General features: G+C 67.1%; 13 protein-coding genes. 6 read left to right on the top strand and 7 right to left on the bottom strand.

The genetic code is table 11. The annotated features are described in order from the left end of the window. Both ACFE77_RS10045 and ACFE77_RS10040 read left to right on the top strand, forming a co-directional pair. On the top strand, positions 1–869 hold an 869-nt coding region (locus ACFE77_RS10045), incomplete at its 5' end, for an NAD(P)-dependent alcohol dehydrogenase (protein ID WP_375421502.1). Positions 870–961: 92 nt separating this feature from the next. After that, positions 962–2,368 carry an MDR family MFS transporter gene (locus ACFE77_RS10040; protein WP_375421501.1) on the top strand — a complete coding sequence of 469 codons (1,407 nt, stop codon included), beginning with the start codon at positions 962–964 and terminating at the stop codon, positions 2,366–2,368. 37 nt (positions 2,369–2,405) lie between these two features. On the opposite strand, the gene ACFE77_RS10035 is transcribed toward ACFE77_RS10040, so the two are convergent. The 6 genes from ACFE77_RS10035 to ACFE77_RS10010 form a co-directional block, all read right to left on the bottom strand. Beyond that, the gene (locus tag ACFE77_RS10035; protein ID WP_375421500.1) at positions 2,406–2,678 is read right to left on the bottom strand and encodes a hypothetical protein; all 273 of its coding nucleotides are present in this window, start codon (positions 2,676–2,678) and stop codon (positions 2,406–2,408) included. 92 nt (positions 2,679–2,770) lie between these two features. Next, entirely contained in the window at positions 2,771–4,177 is a 1,407-nt protein-coding gene (locus ACFE77_RS10030) for an efflux transporter outer membrane subunit (protein ID WP_375421499.1), read from the bottom strand. A gap of 12 nt (positions 4,178–4,189) precedes the next feature. Further along, the gene (locus ACFE77_RS10025; RefSeq protein WP_375421498.1) at positions 4,190–7,360 is read right to left on the bottom strand and encodes an efflux RND transporter permease subunit; all 3,171 of its coding nucleotides are present in this window, start codon (positions 7,358–7,360) and stop codon (positions 4,190–4,192) included. A gap of 51 nt (positions 7,361–7,411) precedes the next feature. Continuing rightward, positions 7,412–8,659 (bottom strand): efflux RND transporter periplasmic adaptor subunit, encoded by a 1,248-nt coding sequence (locus tag ACFE77_RS10020; RefSeq protein WP_375421497.1) that lies wholly within the window; start codon positions 8,657–8,659, stop codon positions 7,412–7,414. Next, positions 8,656–9,051, bottom strand: a complete 396-nt coding sequence (locus ACFE77_RS10015; RefSeq protein ID WP_375421496.1) for a hypothetical protein — start codon at positions 9,049–9,051, stop codon at positions 8,656–8,658. Before ACFE77_RS10015 ends, ACFE77_RS10020 begins: the two co-directional genes overlap by 4 nt. A 326-nt stretch (positions 9,052–9,377) precedes the next feature. Next, positions 9,378–9,989: a TetR/AcrR family transcriptional regulator gene (locus tag ACFE77_RS10010; protein WP_375421495.1), complete on the bottom strand. Its 612-nt coding sequence runs from the start codon at positions 9,987–9,989 to the stop codon at positions 9,378–9,380. Between the two features lie 174 nt (positions 9,990–10,163). Here ACFE77_RS10010 and ACFE77_RS10005 point away from each other — a divergent pair, with 174 nt between their 5' ends. Both ACFE77_RS10005 and ACFE77_RS10000 read left to right on the top strand, forming a co-directional pair. Then, entirely contained in the window at positions 10,164–10,742 is a 579-nt protein-coding gene (locus ACFE77_RS10005) for a hypothetical protein (RefSeq protein WP_375421494.1), read from the top strand. A 23-nt stretch (positions 10,743–10,765) separates the two neighbouring features. Next, positions 10,766–11,104 carry a YciI family protein gene (locus ACFE77_RS10000; RefSeq protein WP_375421493.1) on the top strand — a complete coding sequence of 113 codons (339 nt, stop codon included), beginning with the start codon at positions 10,766–10,768 and terminating at the stop codon, positions 11,102–11,104. 73 nt (positions 11,105–11,177) lie between these two features. Here ACFE77_RS10000 and ACFE77_RS09995 read toward each other — a convergent pair whose 3' ends face one another. After that, positions 11,178–11,795 (bottom strand): TetR/AcrR family transcriptional regulator, encoded by a 618-nt coding sequence (locus ACFE77_RS09995; protein WP_375421492.1) that lies wholly within the window; start codon positions 11,793–11,795, stop codon positions 11,178–11,180. Positions 11,796–11,905: 110 nt separating this feature from the next. Between ACFE77_RS09995 and ACFE77_RS09990 the strand changes: the two genes are divergently transcribed. Together ACFE77_RS09990 and ACFE77_RS09985 are read left to right on the top strand one after the other, a co-directional pair. Beyond that, entirely contained in the window at positions 11,906–14,278 is a 2,373-nt protein-coding gene (locus ACFE77_RS09990; protein ID WP_375421491.1) for a TonB-dependent receptor, read from the top strand. A 36-nt stretch (positions 14,279–14,314) separates the two neighbouring features. Continuing rightward, the gene (locus ACFE77_RS09985) at positions 14,315–15,571 is read left to right on the top strand and encodes a spinster family MFS transporter (RefSeq protein ID WP_375421490.1); all 1,257 of its coding nucleotides are present in this window, start codon (positions 14,315–14,317) and stop codon (positions 15,569–15,571) included. Positions 15,572–15,683: the final 112 nt, after the last annotated feature.

Here is a 15,683-nt window from a genome sequence, read left to right as displayed (position 1 = left end):
TAGCGACTGGACGGATGCCGACTAATGACGGGCGCATCCCGTTGGCCGATGGTGCCGGTATCGTGGAGGCGGTGGGCGAGGGCGTCACCGAGTTCGTGCCTGGCGACGCGGTCGTCTCCTGCTTCTTCCCCGATTGGCACGATGGAGCACCCACCGTCGGCGATTTCAGTCGGACGCCGGGCGACGGCATCGACGGCTTCGCGCGGGAATACGTCGTGCTGCCTGCGACCGCCTTCACCCGCGCGCCCAAGGGCTTCGACGCCGTGGAGGCGGCCACGATCACCACGGCGGGGCTGACCGCCTGGCGGGCGCTCGTCGTCGACGGCAAGCTGAAGGCAGGCGACACGGTGCTGCTGCTCGGCACCGGCGGCGTATCGATCTGGGCGCTCCAGATCGCCAAGCTGATGGGGGCGACGGTCGCGATCACCTCTTCCTCGGGCGAGAAGCTGGAACGCGCGCGGGGCATGGGTGCTGACTTCACGGTGAACTATCGCGAAAAGCCGGACTGGGGAGCGGCGGTCCGCGACTGGACCGACGCTCGCGGTGTCGATCATGTCGTCGAAGTCGGTGGCCCGGGCACGCTCGCGCAATCGATCGAGGCGGTGCGCGTGGGCGGCCATATCTCGCTCATCGGAGTACTGACCGGCGCGAGCGGTGAAGTGCCCACGGCGGCGTTGATGGCCAAGCAGGCGCGCTTGCAGGGGCTTATCGTCGGCAGCCGGCGGGAGCAGCAGGACTTCGTTCGCGCGCTCGACAATGGTGCGATCCGTCCCGTGATCGATCGACGCTTCCCGCTCGATCAGCTCGCCGACGCATTTCGTTACGAGATGAGCGCGGCTCATTTCGGCAAGATCGGCATCGAATGGTGAATTCGACGGTTGCGCACGTGACTGCCGGAACGGACGCGCCGCTGCGAGGCGAGCCGCCTTCGGTTCGTCGCCCCTTCGTCCTCGCGGCCGTCATGGCCGCTTCGTTCATGATCGCGATCGAGGCTACGATCGTATCGACCGCGATGCCGCAGATCGCAGGGCAGTTGGGCGACCTGCAATATTACGCCTGGGTGTTCTCCTCCTTTCTGCTCGCCCAGACCGCGACGACGGTGGTCTTCGGCAAGCTCGCCGATCTATATGGGCGTCGCTCGGTGCTGCTCGTCGGAATCGGCATCTTCCTGGTCGGTTCGATCCTGTGCGGGTTCGCCTGGTCGATGCCCGCGCTGATCGCGTTTCGCCTGATCCAGGGGCTCGGTGCAGGCGCGATCCAGCCGGTGTCGATCACCGTCATCGGCGACCTTTACGCCGCCCATGAACGCGGCAAGGTGCAGGGCTGGCTCGCAAGCGTATGGGGCGTTTCCTCCGTAATCGGTCCGCTGACCGGCGGTCTCATCATCCAGCATGTCAGCTGGGCGTGGGTCTTCTGGATCAACGTGCCGATCGGGATTGCAGCGGCAGCCGGTTTCTTCTTCTACCTGCGCGAAACCGTGTCCACGCGCGAACGCAATGTGGATGTCGCAGGTGCGGTCCTCTTCACCATCGCTATTGCGGCGTTGATGGTGGCCCTAACCGAAGCCGGCGCCGACGGCGGCCGGACGGCATTGGTGGCGGGCATCGTGTGCGTGGTTGCCGCGATCCTCTTCCTGCTTCAGGAACGCCGCGCCCGCGACCCGATGATCGCGTTCTCGCTCTGGACGCACCGCGCCATCGCGGCGACGAACGCGGTAACGCTGTTCAGCGGCATGGCGGTAATCGGCCTGACCACCTTCCTTCCGATGTACGTGCAGGCGGTGATGGGGCGCTCTCCGCTGGTTGCTGGCTTCATGCTCACGGCGATGGTTCTCGGCTGGCCGATCGCAGCGACGCTCGGCGCGCGCAATTTCGTCAGGTTCGGCCTTCGACCCATATTGATCGTCGGCGCAGCGCTCCTGCCGGTCGGCGCCGTGTTCTTCGTCTTCCTGTCACCAACGATGTCGCCGCTCGTCGCAGGTTTCGGATCGCTGGTGATGGGCTTCGGCATGGGCTTCCTCAGCACCGCCGCGATCGTGTTGATCCAGGAGAGCGTCGGCTGGGACCAGCGCGGTGCCGCGACCGCATCCAACCTGTTCGCACGCAATCTCGGGAGCACGCTCGGCGCGACGGTGCTGGGAACGGTCCTCAACATCAGCCTCGCCGATGGGCAGGCGGGCTCATTGCAGCAGATCCAGCAGCTACTTCACGGGCAGGGGCTCGCGGCCGGGGCGGTCGCGGCACGGGCCGGGCTGGCTACCGGACTTCACCTGACCTTTTGGGGAGTCTTCGTGATCGCGGTGGTGACCTTGGCCCTGTCTTTCCTCGTGCCCCGGGTGCCGTTCGGCAAGCGAGCCACAGCTGATTGAGGGCTATTGCTCAACCCTGGTCCGCCACCCGACGAGATCAATCCTGTGCAAGCACGCGACGACATTGTTCGACCCGCCGCGGGTCCTTCGCCTGCCGGATGATCTCCGCACCGACCTTCGGATCAGACAACGCCGGCTGCGGCTTGTTTTGAGCTGCCGCCTCGCGTGCCAGACAGCCTGAGATGGTGGCGCGTGCATCCACATCCTCGATCGAAATCACGGCAGGCCGACTGCCTTGTGTCCGTTGCCGTCCTGCCGCGCCTGTGGCGGTAGAGGCGGCGAGGATCATGACGATCGACAGGTATTTCATGTTTGTTTCCTTAATCGGTCGATGATGGTCGATCGCCCTCGTGTCGACGGGAGCGTAGCGCCCAAGGTGTGACGTTTCGGTGGCCACTGCCGTTAGGATCCGCTTGCCTGCCACTGACCGCCCAGCGCGCGGAATACGTCGATCTGCGCACGCGAGATCTGCGCGTCCGCCAGGGCGAGCGTCGCCTCCGTGTCCGCGAAGGTGCGCTCGGCATCGAGCTGCACCAGGCTGTCGATCTGCCCCTCGCGCTGCTGGGCGCGCGTGATCCGCGCTGCCACCGCTGCCTGGTCGCGAGCCGCCTTCAACGCGGTGCGTCGATCAAGCGCGCGGGCATAAGTCGAAAGCGCCGTCTCCGTCTCTTCCAGGGCGGTCAGCACGGTTCCGTCGAAGGTGGCCAGCGCTACTTGGGTGTTCGCCTCCGCGCCGGCGATCCGCGCCCGCGCCTTGGCTGGATTGACGTTCCAGCTAATTAGCGGGCCCAACAGCCAGCCGAGCGGTCCCGCCCCGAAAAGGTTGCCTATCCCATTACCGGTCGACCCGACTGAGCCGCCTAGACTGATCCGCGGGTAAAGGTCCGCCGTTGCGACGCCGATCCGCGCAGTCGCCGCACCCAGCCGCCGCTCCGCCGCGCGGACGTCGGGCCGTCGTGCGAGCAGCGCGGCGCCGTCGCCGACCGGGATCGGCCGATCCAGCCGCAGCGTCTCGACTCGTGCGGTGGCGACCGCCGGCAGCGCCGCGGGCGTTCGGCCGGTCAACGTGGCGAGGCGGAACAGCGCGGCCTGTCGCTCGGCGGCGATCGCGGGCACGTCCGCCTGACGCTGGTTGCGCAACGCGGCGATCCGCGCCGTGTCCAACCCGGTGGTGAGCCCGACCTGAGCGCGCCGTTCGGTGACCTTCAGCGCGCGATCGAGCAGCGCGACGATGCGGTTGGCTACCGCCAGCCGTTCGGCGGCCGACGCGGCATCCGCATAGGCGCGCGTGGTGTCGGCGACCATCGCCACGCGCACCGCCGCCGCATCGGCGTCGGCGGCAAGCACGTCGCCCCGCGCCGCTTCGACGCCGCGGCTAATCCGGCCGAACAGATCGACCTCGTAGGCGACGTCCAGGCCGGTATCGATCGTCCAGTCCTCGCGCTCGACACCCGGTGGTCGCTGGATTGCGGGAAGGCGGCCATAGGTCGCGCTGGCGCCCGCGGTCGCCTGAGGCAAGCGGTCGCCGCGAACCTCGCGCAGGCTGGCGCGAGCGCGCGCGAGCCGGGCAACGGCGACGCGGATGTCGGTGTTCGCGGCGAGTGCATCGGCGATCAGGCCGTCGAGCACCGGGTCGCGGTACAATTGCCACCAGCGTTCGTCGGCGGAGGCAGTGGCATCGACCGCCGGGCTGGCGGATACGAACGGACCTGCCGCGGCGGGGGCGGTGGCGGGCCGCACATAATTCGGGCCGACGGCGCACGCCGCGAGTGTGAGGGCCGAGGCGGAGGCGAGGATGAGACGGAACATGGCAGGCGCTCCTTATTCGGCCGGCTGCAGGCGGACGTCGGCGACGGCGCGGCGCGAGCCGAGCCGATCCCCGAGTGCGCGGCAAACGACATAGAAGGTCGGGGTGAAGACGAGGCCGAAGCCGGTGACGCCGAGCATCCCGAAGAACACCGCGGTGCCGAGTGCCTGGCGGAGTTCGGCGCCCGCACCGGTCGCGACGAGCAGCGGCACCGCGCCGAGCACGAACGCGAACGAGGTCATCAGGATCGGCCGCAACCGGTCCCCCGCCGCACGAACCGCGGCGTCGACCGGCGACAGCCCGTCGGTGGACTCCGCCTGTCGGGCGAACTCGACTACCAGGATCGCGTTCTTGGCGGCGAGCGCGATCAGCACGACCAGCCCGATCTGCGTCAGGACGTTGTTGTCCATGCCCCTGAGGTTCACGCCGATCATCGCGGCAAGCAGGCACATCGGCACGATCATGATGATCGACAGCGGCAGCACCAGGCTCTCATATTGCGCGGCGAGCACCAGGAAGACGAAGACGACGGCCAGCGCGAAGACGAGCGCCGCGGTGTTGCCGGCTAGTTCCTGCTGGAACGCAAGGTCGGTCCATTCGGTGCTGTATCCGGTGGGCAGCGTCTCGGTCGCGAGCTTCTCCATCGTCACCAGCGACTGGCCGGACGAGAAGCCGGGCGCGGTGTTGCCGTCGACCTCGACCGCGGGGAACATGTTGTAGCGGACGACGCGGTACGGCCCGGTCTTGTCGGTGAAGGTCGCGACCGAGCCGACCGGCACCATAGCCCCGGAGTTCGAGCGCGTCTTCAGATTGGCGATGTCGGCCTCGGTGGCGCGAAACGGCGCATCCGCCTGCGCGGTAACACGGTAGGTGCGGCCGAGCAGGTTGAAGTCGTTGACGAAGGCCGAGCCCAGATAAACGTTCAACGCCTCGAACACGCGCTCCGGCGGCACGCCCAGCATGTCGGCCTTGCGCCGGTCGATATCGGCGAAGACGCGCGGCGTGGCGGTGTCGAAGAACGTGTACGCGCCGGCCAGCCCCTTGGCCTGATTGGCCTTGGCGATCAGCGCGTTGGCCTCCTTGCCGAGCGCCTGGTAGCCGTGCCCGCTGCGATCCTGGACCATCATCCGGAAGCCGCCCGCGGCACCGATCCCCTGGATGACCGGCGGCGGCACGATCATCAGGCGTGCCTCGGTGATGTCGGCGGTAGCCTTCTGCGCCGCCGCCATGATCTGGCTGACGTGGATGCCCTTGCGGTCCTCGAAGTCCTTCAGCGGGATGTAGGCGGCAGCGGCATTGGGGGCGAGCGTCTGCGACGGTCCGTCGAAGCCCGCGAGCATCACCGCGCCCTTCACGCCCTCGAGCGGCAGGATGCGCTGCGCGACCTTGCGCATCACCGCATCGGTGCGCTCCACCGACGAACCCGACGGCAGCTGGATGACGGTGAGAAAATAGCCCTGATCCTGCTGCGGGATGAACCCCGTCGGCGTGGTCCACAGCATGCCGACCGTCGCGGCGATGAGACCCGCATAGACGACCATGACGCGCTTGGGTCTCGTGACCAGCATGTGCGTCATGCGGCTATAGCGCTCGCTCATCCGCTCGAACCCGCGATTGAACCAGTCGCCCGCGGCGCGCAAACCGCGCATCACCCGGTTGTTGGTCGGCGCGTCTTCGGCATGCCCCTTCAGCAGCAGCGCGGCGAGGGCAGGCGACAAGGTCAGCGAGATGATCAGCGAGATCACGGTCGCGGTCGAGATCGTCGCCGCGAACTGCTGGTAGAAGGCGCCCGAGATGCCGTTCATGAACAGGGTGGGGATGAACACCGCGCACAACACGGCGACGATCGCGACCAGCGCCGCAGACACTTCGTCCATAGACGTAAAGGCAGCCTGCAACGGCGTCTGACCCTGCGCAAGGTTGCGCTCGACATTCTCGACCACGACGATCGCGTCGTCGACGACGATCCCGATCGCCAGCACCAGGCCGAACAGCGAGAGGTTGTTGAGCGAATAGCCGACCATCAACAGCACCGCAAAGGTGCCGATCAGCGACACCGGGATCGCCACGACGGGGATGATCGCCGCGCGCCAACGCTGCAGGAACACGATAATGACGAGCACGACCAGGACGATCGCCTCGAGCAGCGTCTTCATCACTTCGTCGATCGACTGCGCGATGAATTCGGTCGGGTTGTAGATGACCTTGTAGGCGAGGCCCTTAGGGAAACCCTTCTCGAGCGCCTTCATTTCCGCGGTGATCGCCTCGGCTGCGGCGAGCGCGTTCGACCCGGGGCGCTGGAACACCGCGAGCAACACCGTCGGCTCGCCCGACAGATAGGTGTTGGTCGAGTAGTCCGCGGCGCCGAGCTCAACCCGCGCGACGTCCGAGACGCGCACTTGCCGCCCGTCGGCGTCCGATCGGATGACGATGTTCGCGAATTGCTGCGGCTCGGTGAGCCGTCCCTGCGTTTCGACGTTGAGCTGGAAGGCGGAGCCCTGGTTGTAGGGCGGCTGGCCGAGCGTACCCGCCGCGACCTGAACGTTCTGCGCGCGCAGCGCCTGGACGATGTCGCCCGCAGTCAGCCCGAGCGCGGCCGCACGACCCGGATCGATCCACACCCGCATCGCGTAATCACGCGCGCCGAACAGCTGCACGTCACCGACGCCTTCAATCCGCGCCAGCCGGTCCTTCACCTGCGTCAGCGCGTAGTTCGAAAGATAGGTCGTATCCAGCGACCGGTCCGGCGAGACCAAGTTCACGACCATCAGGAAGTCCGGCGATGTCTTCTTGGTGACGATGCCGAGCCGCTGCACCTCTTGCGGCAGTCGCGGGGTGGCGATAGCGACCCGATTCTGCACCAGCACCTGCGCGGAATCGAGGTCGGTGCCCTGTTTGAAGGTGACGGTGATGACGACCCGCCCGTCGCCGGTCGATTGCGACGACTGGTAGAGCATGCCGTCGACACCGTTGATCTCCTGCTCGATCGGCGCGGCGACGGTCTCCGCCACCGTCTCGGCCGCGGCGCCCGGATAGGTCGCGGCGACGGTCACCGTCGGCGGGACGATGTTCGGATACTGCGACACCGGGAGACCAAGATAGGCGAGCCCGCCGACGATCGTGATGATGACCGCGATGACGGCCGCGAAGATCGGACGCGTGATGAAGTAGCGCGACAGGCGCATGGCAGGCTCCCCGTGTGGAGGATCGAAGGAAGGTCGGTCGGGATCGACGGATCAGCGCGCGGCGAAGGTCGCTTCGCCGGCGGTCGACGGTGCCGGCAGCGGCGGCGCAGTGGCGACTGCAGCGGCGATCCGCCCCGCTCGTGCCTGCACCTTGCCGCCCGGCATCGCCATCTGCGTGCCGCTGATGATGACGCGGTCGCGCGGGCTGAGGCCCGCCCTGATGATGCGCAGCCCGCCCAGAGCGGGGCCGAGCGTCACGGCCTTGGCGACCACGGTGCCGTCCGCGGCGACGGTGAGCACGGTTTTGCGAGCCTGGTCGGTCTGGATGGAAGCATCGGGCACCAGCAGCGACGACACCTGGCCGCCATTGGCCAGCCGCATGTTGCCGAACATGCCCGGGGTCAGGAATAGGTCGGGATTAGCCAGCACGGCACGGCCGCGCACCGTGCCCGACCGCGGATCGAGACCGTTGTCGGTGAAGTCGAGCCGGCCGGTACGACGGAACTCGCTCTCGTCCTGCAGCCGGACCTCCACCGCGGAGCCTTCGGCCCCGGCGCGCTTCGACTTGAGGAACAGTCCCTCCGACGCGTCGAATGCGAAGTAGATCGGATCGAGCGCGTTGATCGTCGTCAACAGCGTACCGCTGGTGTCGCCGGCGGAGACGAGGTTCCCAGCGTCGATGCGTCGATCGGAGATGCGGCCGGAGATCGGTGCCCGAACCTGGGAGAACTCGACGTCTAGTGCGCGGGCCTGGACGCGGGCCTGCGCGGCCACCAGCGCCGCGCCGGCCGCGCGCACCCTGGCGCCGAGCTGGTCGAGGTCGCTCTTCGACACCGCGTCGTCCAAGACCAGCCGGTTGGCACGATCGAGATTGGCGCGCGCCAGCGCGAGGTCGCTGGCGGCACTGGCGACGCTTGCGCGCGCCTCGGCGAGCGCCGCGGCATAGGGTCGGGCGTCGATGGAGAAGAGCAGTTGCCCCTTGCGGACGATCGCGCCGTCCGTGAAGTGCACCGCGGTTATCGCGCCCGACACGCGGGGGCGTACCTCGACCGACTTGCTCGCTTCGAAGCGGCCGACATAATCGTCCCATTCGGTGACCGAACGGACGAGCGGCTGCGCCACCGAGACGGTAGGGGTCGGCATCGCCGCCACCGCAGGTCCGTCATGATCGATCAGGCCCCAGGCCGCTGCGATCGCGACAAGTGGCAACGCCGCCCAGCCGGCCTTGCGCCAGCGGGTGCGTCGCGGCGCATCCTGCGCGTTCTCCGCGGGCGCGTCGATCTTCGAGATCATGTTCATGCGCGGGCCTCCCATCGCGGGCGGTCCATGCCGATGCTGGTGAGCATGGTTTCGTACTGATCGAGCGAGAACCCGGCTGACAGGAACGCCTTCAGCTCGGTCGAGGGCACGGAGAAGCCGCGGTGCCAGCTGAGCACCGCCATCCGCCGCAGCGCCTCCAATCTTGGGTCGGCCAGATGCCGGCCGGCAGAGCCGTCGCCGAACAGGCTGCTCAACGCGGTGGCGATCCTGCCGGGCTTCGCGAGCGAGGACATCCGGTCGCGCTTCGCCAACGCCACCACCGACCACTCCAGCGCTGTCAGACCTGTCGGCGCGGGAGCAGCGTTTTCGGCACGCAACCGATCGGGATGCGCGGCGAGGATCGGGTCGGCGGAGAAATCGACATAGGCCATGGGAAACTCCCTTGAACTGGAGGCGCGGCGTTGCGTCGCGTGGACGCGACCCTTCGGCCGCGGCGACGCCGCGGAACGGCAACGCTGACGTTGAAGACGAAACCGCCCGTGTCCGGCAGCAGGGCTGCGGGTCAGGAGGATTGCTGAAATGGGTAAGCTGGACGGGCGGCGCCGATTACTGGGCGACCACCCCGCGACTGGGCAGTTCGATCATGTGGCCTCCTCGACGGCCAGACGCCTTATTTGGCGCCTTCTTCTATACTGCTCGGTATGAAACTTGTTCCGTTACGCGTCAACGCCTTTTTATACCGATCGGTAAAAAGGTTTCAGCGGGTCGGCCACATCATCAAGCTGGTGTCGACCACGCTCTCCAGATCAGCGCGCGTTGCACCGGAGCCCGCCTGCACGGCCATGCCTTGCAGGATTGCGTAGAGATAGCTCGTCAGGCCGCCGACATCGACATGCTCGGGCAAGTCGCCGTCCAGTTTTGCCCGCTCGAAACGGTCGACCAAAGCAGCCTGTGAGGAGGCACGCCGCTGGATCACGTCCGCCTTGATCGAATCGGCCTCCGCACCACACGCCGTAGCGCTGATCACGCCGAGGCAGCCTTTGGGATCGCATGTGCTCGTCTGCGCATCGATCGCGCCACGCATGAAATGCTCCGCGACCGCCCGCGCTGTCGGCTGCTTCAGAGCCTCGCGGGTATATTCGAGCTTCTCGGTCTCGTAGAGCTCAAGCGCCTTGTGAAAGAGCGCTTCCTTGTTGCCGAACGCGGCGTAGAGACTCGGCTTGGTGATCCCCATCGCCTGGGTCAGATCGGCCATCGAGGCGCCATCATAGCCCTTCGACCAGAACACGCCCAAGGCGGCCGCCAACGCCTGATCCACGCAGAACTCGCGCGGTCGGCCTTTGGCGACGGAGGTGAGAACATCTTCCATAACGACTGGTATATAAGTCCCCCCGTCGTCATAGCAAGCCGAGCCGTCCCGACGCTTGTGCTATTGTTGGTCTGCTTGCCCTGCAAGGCATCGAGCGCCGCCTAGCTAGGCGATCACTTCCGCGGCCAAGGCATCGAAGACGGCGCGAATGCGTGCGCTGATCTTCAGGTCCTCGTGCATGACGGTCCAGAGCGGCAGCAGTATAGCTGCCTCTACGGGCCCGGCGTCGACGTCTCGGACCTCGGCGCGAGCGCCTTCGGCGAGTTGGCCAAGGACAAACCCGCGCAGTTACTGGTACCCGCCGACACGCTGCACGACTTCGCCTATGTGCCCGACATCGCCCGCGCCGCGATCATGCTGCTCGACGCGTCGGACGAGGATTTCGGGCAGGCGTGGAACATGCCCTGTGCACCCACCCGCAGCCCACGAGCCCTGCTGGCGATGGGCGCCGCGGTGCTGGGAGACCGGCTGCGGGTATGGGCAGTGCCGCTCGCCCTGCTACGGTTGCTGGGGCTGTTCTATCGGTTTGCGAAGGAGGTAGCCGATGTCGGTTTCACCTGGGACCGTGCCTATGTCGTCCACGGCGGGAAGTTCTCGCGTCGGTTCGACTTCGTGCCTACATCGTTTGAGATCGGCGTCCCGGCGACGGTCCGCGCCTTTGCGGCGAGAGCCGGCCAGCCGCCTCGGCGATCGATGATGAGATCATTGATGCGTTCGCATCCGTCGCATAGCAAAGCCACTCACTCACGATAGAACTGGCGGGAGGCTGTCTGAGCATGACCAAGTACCTCATCTCCTTTCCCAGCGTAGCCATGCAACTCACTGGGGAAGACCTCGCGCGTGCTGGCGTCGAGTCACGTGAGGTGATCGAGCAGGCGAAGGCCGCGGGTGTCTACGTCTTCGGCGGTGGCATCGATGAAGGCGTCGACCCGGTTCTGGTCGCCGCCGACGGCTCCGTGACGCCGGATACCTATCCGGGCAGCATCTTGACCGGCGGGTTCACCGTGATCGACGTGGCGACGCGCCAGGATGCGGAGGCATGGGCACGGAGGATCGCAGCCGCGTGCCGCTGCTCGCAGGAACTACGCGCGTTCATGTATGACCCCGCCAGCTAATCTACCCCTTGCTGCACTTGGGGTGAGCGCGAGCGCGTGTTCGAGAGGCCCCGTCGGCCACCGCTGCAGCGCCTCACTTCGAGGCAGGCACACCAAGACCGTTGCGCAGCATGTCCTCGGCCGTGTCGGCCACCACCTCGATGCCCGCGTCCTGCGTCCAGACGCCGTAGCGCAGGCCCAAGAAGACGTTCATTCCCATCACCGCCCAGGCATGGACCTCGCCGACATCGGCGCGCACCTCGCCGCGTAGCGCGGCAGCGGCGAGGCGTTGCTGGATGCGATCGGCGGTGGCTGCATAGTGCCGACGGAAGCTTGCAGGGTCGACGAACTCGGCCTCGTCGACGATCCGGTAGATTTCCTGGTGATCGCGTACGAAGCCGAGAAAGGCTGCAAGACCGGCCCGTTCGGCCGCCAGCCCATTGGGCGCGTCGCGAACCGCAGGGGCGACGTGGTCGCGCACCTGATCCGATAGATCGGCGACGAGCGCGCGAAACAGCGCGTCCTTGCTGTCGAACCAGGTATAAAAGCTGCCGAGCGCGACACCGGCACGCATCGTGATCCCGCTGATCGACGCTTCGTAGAACCCCTTTTCGCCGAATTCGCTGGCAGCCGCATCGAGCAGGGCACGGCGGGTCCGGCGACCACGGTCGGTACGCGGAATCTTGGGCGGGACGTCCGCGGCCTCCTCCATATAGCTCCCCCCCCCTTTGCCAAGTTGAAACCTGGTTCAGGTTTCAGTATAGAAGCGCCCGACGACGCACAAGCCGGACGAACCGGTACGGCGTAAGGGGAGGACGACCGATGACCAAGCTCCGCGCATTCCTGCACCTGGGGACCACCCTCGGCGCTCTCGCCGCTTCGCCTTTGGCAGCGCAGGTGGTGGACGCCCCGACGCCGACCCAAGCGCAGTCGAACGACAACACCGCCGCCGACGCCGCCGACCTGAATAGCGCCGACATCGTCGTCACCGCGCGCCGCCGCGAAGAGTCGCTGCTCGACGTGCCGATCGCGATCTCCGCCTTCAGCGGCGCGCAGTTGGAGGCGTCCGGCGCGCTCGACGTTACCGACCTGTCGAACATCACCCCCAACGTGACCCTGGAAACCAGCCGCGGCACCAATTCTACGCTGACCGCCTTCGTTCGTGGCGTCGGTCAGCAGGATCCGGTGGCGGGGTTCGAGGCAGGCGTCGGCATCTATCTCGACGACGTCTACCTGAATCGCCCGCAGGCCGCGGTGCTCGACATCTACGACGTCGAACGGATCGAGATCCTGCGCGGGCCGCAGGGCACGCTCTATGGCCGCAACACGATCGGCGGCGCGGTCAAATATGTGACGCGGCGGCTGGGCGACGACCCGACGCTACGCCTGCGCGCAACCTATGGCAGCTATGACCAGGCCGACGGCGTGATCAGTGCCTCGACGCCGCTCGGCAACACGGGCTTCAAGATCGGCGGCGCGGTCGCGCGGCTGTCCCGCGGCGGGTTCGGCGACAATCTCACCACCGGGCGCGAGAACTACAACAAAGATATCTGGGCCGGCCGCGGCACGCTGCAGTTCGAACCATCCACCGAGGCGTTCTTCCGCCTTTCGGCCGATTATACCAAGGACCGCAGCGAACCGCGTGGCGGGCACCGGCTGATTCCGAGCATCAACCCGGCCGTCGTCGCGCCGGTACTCGACGACGTCTACGACTCGCGCGGCGGCTTGGTCGCGCCGGCGCAGGACGTCGAAGCCTATGGCGGATCGTTCTTTGCCGAACTGAAGCCCGCCGAATGGCTGACGTTCCGCAGCATCACCGGCTACCGCAAGGACGATTCCTCCAGTCCGATCGACTTCGACGCACTGCCGACGGTCGATGTCGACGTCCCCGCCTTCTACAACAACGAACAGTTCAGCCAGGAAGTGCAGTTCCTGGTCGATACCGGCAGCCTAAACCTGCTCACCGGGCTCTATTATCTCGATGCGAAGGCACGCACGGTGTTCGACGTGCGGCTGCCCGCGACCGTCACCGCGCTGACCTTCGGCGACGTCCGCACCGACACCGTCGCGGTGTTCGCCGACGCTACCTACGACCTGACCGACATGTTCAGCGTATCGGTCGGCGGTCGCTATACCTGGGACAAGCGCGACAGCATCGTGCAGCGCAATGTCTATCTCGGCTCGTCGCCCTTTTTCGGGGGCACCACCGCACCGATCGCGCGGCAGACGGACTTCAGGGGCAAGCGCGACTTCAACAAGTTCACGCCGCGCGCCAGCGTCAGCTTCACGCCGACGGGCGACCATCTTCTCTACGCAAGCTACGCCAAGGGCTTCAAAGGCGGCGGGTTCGATCCGCGCGGCGTCGGGACGGCAGCGCCCGACTTCAACGGCAACGGGGTGGGCGGTGCAGGCGGCGACCAGCAGGACATCTTCACCTTCCTGAGCTTCGATCCGGAGACGGTCGACAGCTACGAGATCGGCTATAAGGGCTCGCTGCTGGACGGGCGCGCGACGCTGGCGCTCGCCGGCTTCCACTCGCGCTACCGCGACGTGCAGGTGCCGGGATCCGCGGGCGTGATCGTCGGCGGCATACCGACCTTCGCGGGCATCACCACCAATGCGGGCCGCGCCACGATCAATGGCGCGGAGGCGGAGGCGACCGCGACCTTGGTCCGCACCGCGGCGGGCACGCGGCTGACCTATGCCGGGACGCTCGGCTATATCGATGCGCAGTATGACGAGTTCATCGGCAACATCGCCAACCAGCCGGTCGACGTCGCCGAGTTCCGCGCGTTCCAGAACACGCCCAAATGGACCGCGAGCAGCACGCTGTCCTTCACCACCCCGGTCGGCGAGGGATCGGTCGACGCAAGCGTGACCGGGTCCTATCGCAGCCGTACCCAACAGTTCGAGCTGCGTACGCCGGGGCTGGATCAGCCCAGATACGCGCTGATCGACGCGAACCTGATCTACAACATCGACAAGCGTTTTTCGATCGGGGTGCATGGGCGCAACCTCACCGACAAGCGCTACATCGTGTCCGGCTACAACTTCCTGGCGCAGGATCCACGATCGGGCGCGTTCCTCCGAAATGGTGCGGGGCAGCTCGTCTCGACACTGGGCGGCACCGGCGTTCTCACCGCTTATTACGGCAACCCGCGCCAGGTGTTCGCCACCGTCACCGCCAAGTTCTAAGGCGCGTCGGTCGTAAGCGAAGGGCGAGGGGCGGCAATGCAGCACGAGACGATGACGGCGCCCTCGGGGCGTTACCGCGGGATCGTGCTTGCGATGCTGCTGCTCGTCTACACGTTCAACTTCGTCGACCGGCAGATCCTCGGCATCCTCGCGCCTGCGATCAAGGCCGAGCTGGGGCTGAGCGACACTCAGTTGGGCGCGCTTGGCGGCCTCGCGTTCGCGCTGCTCTACTCGACGCTGGCGATCCCGCTGTCTTGGCTCGCGGACCGCACCAGCCGGAGCTGGGTCATCACCGTGAGCCTCGCCGTGTGGAGCGGCTTCACCGCCTTGTGCGGCGCGGCCACGGGCTTCTGGCAGCTCTTCCTGTGTCGATTGGGCGTCGGCGTCGGTGAGGCAGGCGGCGTCGCGCCTTCCTACGCGCTGATCACCGACTATTTTCCCGCGGGACAGCGCGGACGAGCGCTGGCGGTCTACTCCCTCGGCATCCCCCTCGGGTCTGCCGCGGGCGTGATGCTCGGCGGCTGGATCGCGGCGACGATCGACTGGCGCGCGGCGTTCGTAGTCGTCGGCGCCGCCGGGGTGCTGGTCGCGCCGATCTTCCGTCTGGTCGTGCGCGAGCCCGCCCGGCCGACACGGTCCGCCGACGCCGAGCCGATCGCGCGTGTCTTCGGCATACTCGCGCGCAAGCGTAGTTTTTGGCTGCTCGCCTTCGGGGCGGCGTCGAGTTCGATGCTCGGCTACGGGCTCGCCTTCTGGCTCCCGTCGCTGCTCGGGCGGAGCTTCGGGATGGACCTAGGCGAGATCGGCCGCTTCTATGGCGGACTGCTGCTGATTGGCGGCGTCGCGGGCGTGCTCGCGGGCGGCTTCGTCGGCGACCGGCTCGGCGCGCGCGATCGCGGCTGGTATGCGCGGCTACCCGCGATCTGCTTCCTGATCGCGGTGCCGCTATTCGCGATCGGCATCCTTTCGCAGTCGAGCACGGTGGCGTTCCTCGCCTGGGTGGTGCCGCAGGGGCTGGTCTATGTCTGGCTTGCCCCCGTCGTCACCGCCGTGCAGCATCTGGTGCCCGCGCATATGCGCGCCACGGCGTCCGCGACTTTTCTGCTGGTGAACAACCTGATCGGGCTCGGCGCCGGAACCATGCTGCTCGGCGCGCTGTCGGACGCGATGACTGCGCAGTTCGGCGCGGAGGCGCTGCGGTACGCGATGCTGGCGGGGTTGGGATTATACCTGTTGGCGGGGTTGCTGATGTGGGCAGCGTCATCCACGTTGCAGCAGGATTGGGTGGACTGATGGGGAACCGGCAGCGGGCATCCGGCTGGCCGGGACCGAAGCTGGGATCGCGGGGCTGTCGCCGCCACTGACGACGACGTGACCGGGCAGATACCAGCTCCGCGTCCACCCT

Source organism: uncultured Sphingomonas sp., from assembly GCF_964243315.1.
In the GTDB taxonomy this organism is placed as follows: Bacteria; Pseudomonadota; Alphaproteobacteria; order Sphingomonadales; family Sphingomonadaceae; genus Sphingomonas.
The sequence above is the reverse complement of the archived record's forward strand: the minus strand, read 5'-3'. Positions and strand labels throughout refer to the sequence as shown.

Bases quoted from the DNA above. Each gene is read 5' to 3' on its own strand.
- ACFE77_RS10000 (WP_375421493.1), top strand. From the start codon at position 10,766: ATGACCAAGTACCTCATCTCCTTTCCCAGCGTAGCCATGCAACTCACT.
- ACFE77_RS09995 (WP_375421492.1), bottom strand. From the start codon at position 11,795: ATGGAGGAGGCCGCGGACGTCCCGCCCAAGATTCCGCGTACCGACCGT.
- ACFE77_RS09990 (WP_375421491.1), top strand. From the start codon at position 11,906: ATGACCAAGCTCCGCGCATTCCTGCACCTGGGGACCACCCTCGGCGCT.
- ACFE77_RS10035 (WP_375421500.1), bottom strand. From the start codon at position 2,678: ATGAAATACCTGTCGATCGTCATGATCCTCGCCGCCTCTACCGCCACA.
- ACFE77_RS10010 (WP_375421495.1), bottom strand. From the start codon at position 9,989: ATGGAAGATGTTCTCACCTCCGTCGCCAAAGGCCGACCGCGCGAGTTC.
- ACFE77_RS10015 (WP_375421496.1), bottom strand. From the start codon at position 9,051: ATGGCCTATGTCGATTTCTCCGCCGACCCGATCCTCGCCGCGCATCCC.
- ACFE77_RS10025 (WP_375421498.1), bottom strand. From the start codon at position 7,360: ATGCGCCTGTCGCGCTACTTCATCACGCGTCCGATCTTCGCGGCCGTC.
- ACFE77_RS09985 (WP_375421490.1), top strand. From the start codon at position 14,315: ATGCAGCACGAGACGATGACGGCGCCCTCGGGGCGTTACCGCGGGATC.
- ACFE77_RS10040 (WP_375421501.1), top strand. From the start codon at position 962: ATGGCCGCTTCGTTCATGATCGCGATCGAGGCTACGATCGTATCGACC.
- ACFE77_RS10030 (WP_375421499.1), bottom strand. From the start codon at position 4,177: ATGTTCCGTCTCATCCTCGCCTCCGCCTCGGCCCTCACACTCGCGGCG.
- ACFE77_RS10020 (WP_375421497.1), bottom strand. From the start codon at position 8,659: ATGAACATGATCTCGAAGATCGACGCGCCCGCGGAGAACGCGCAGGAT.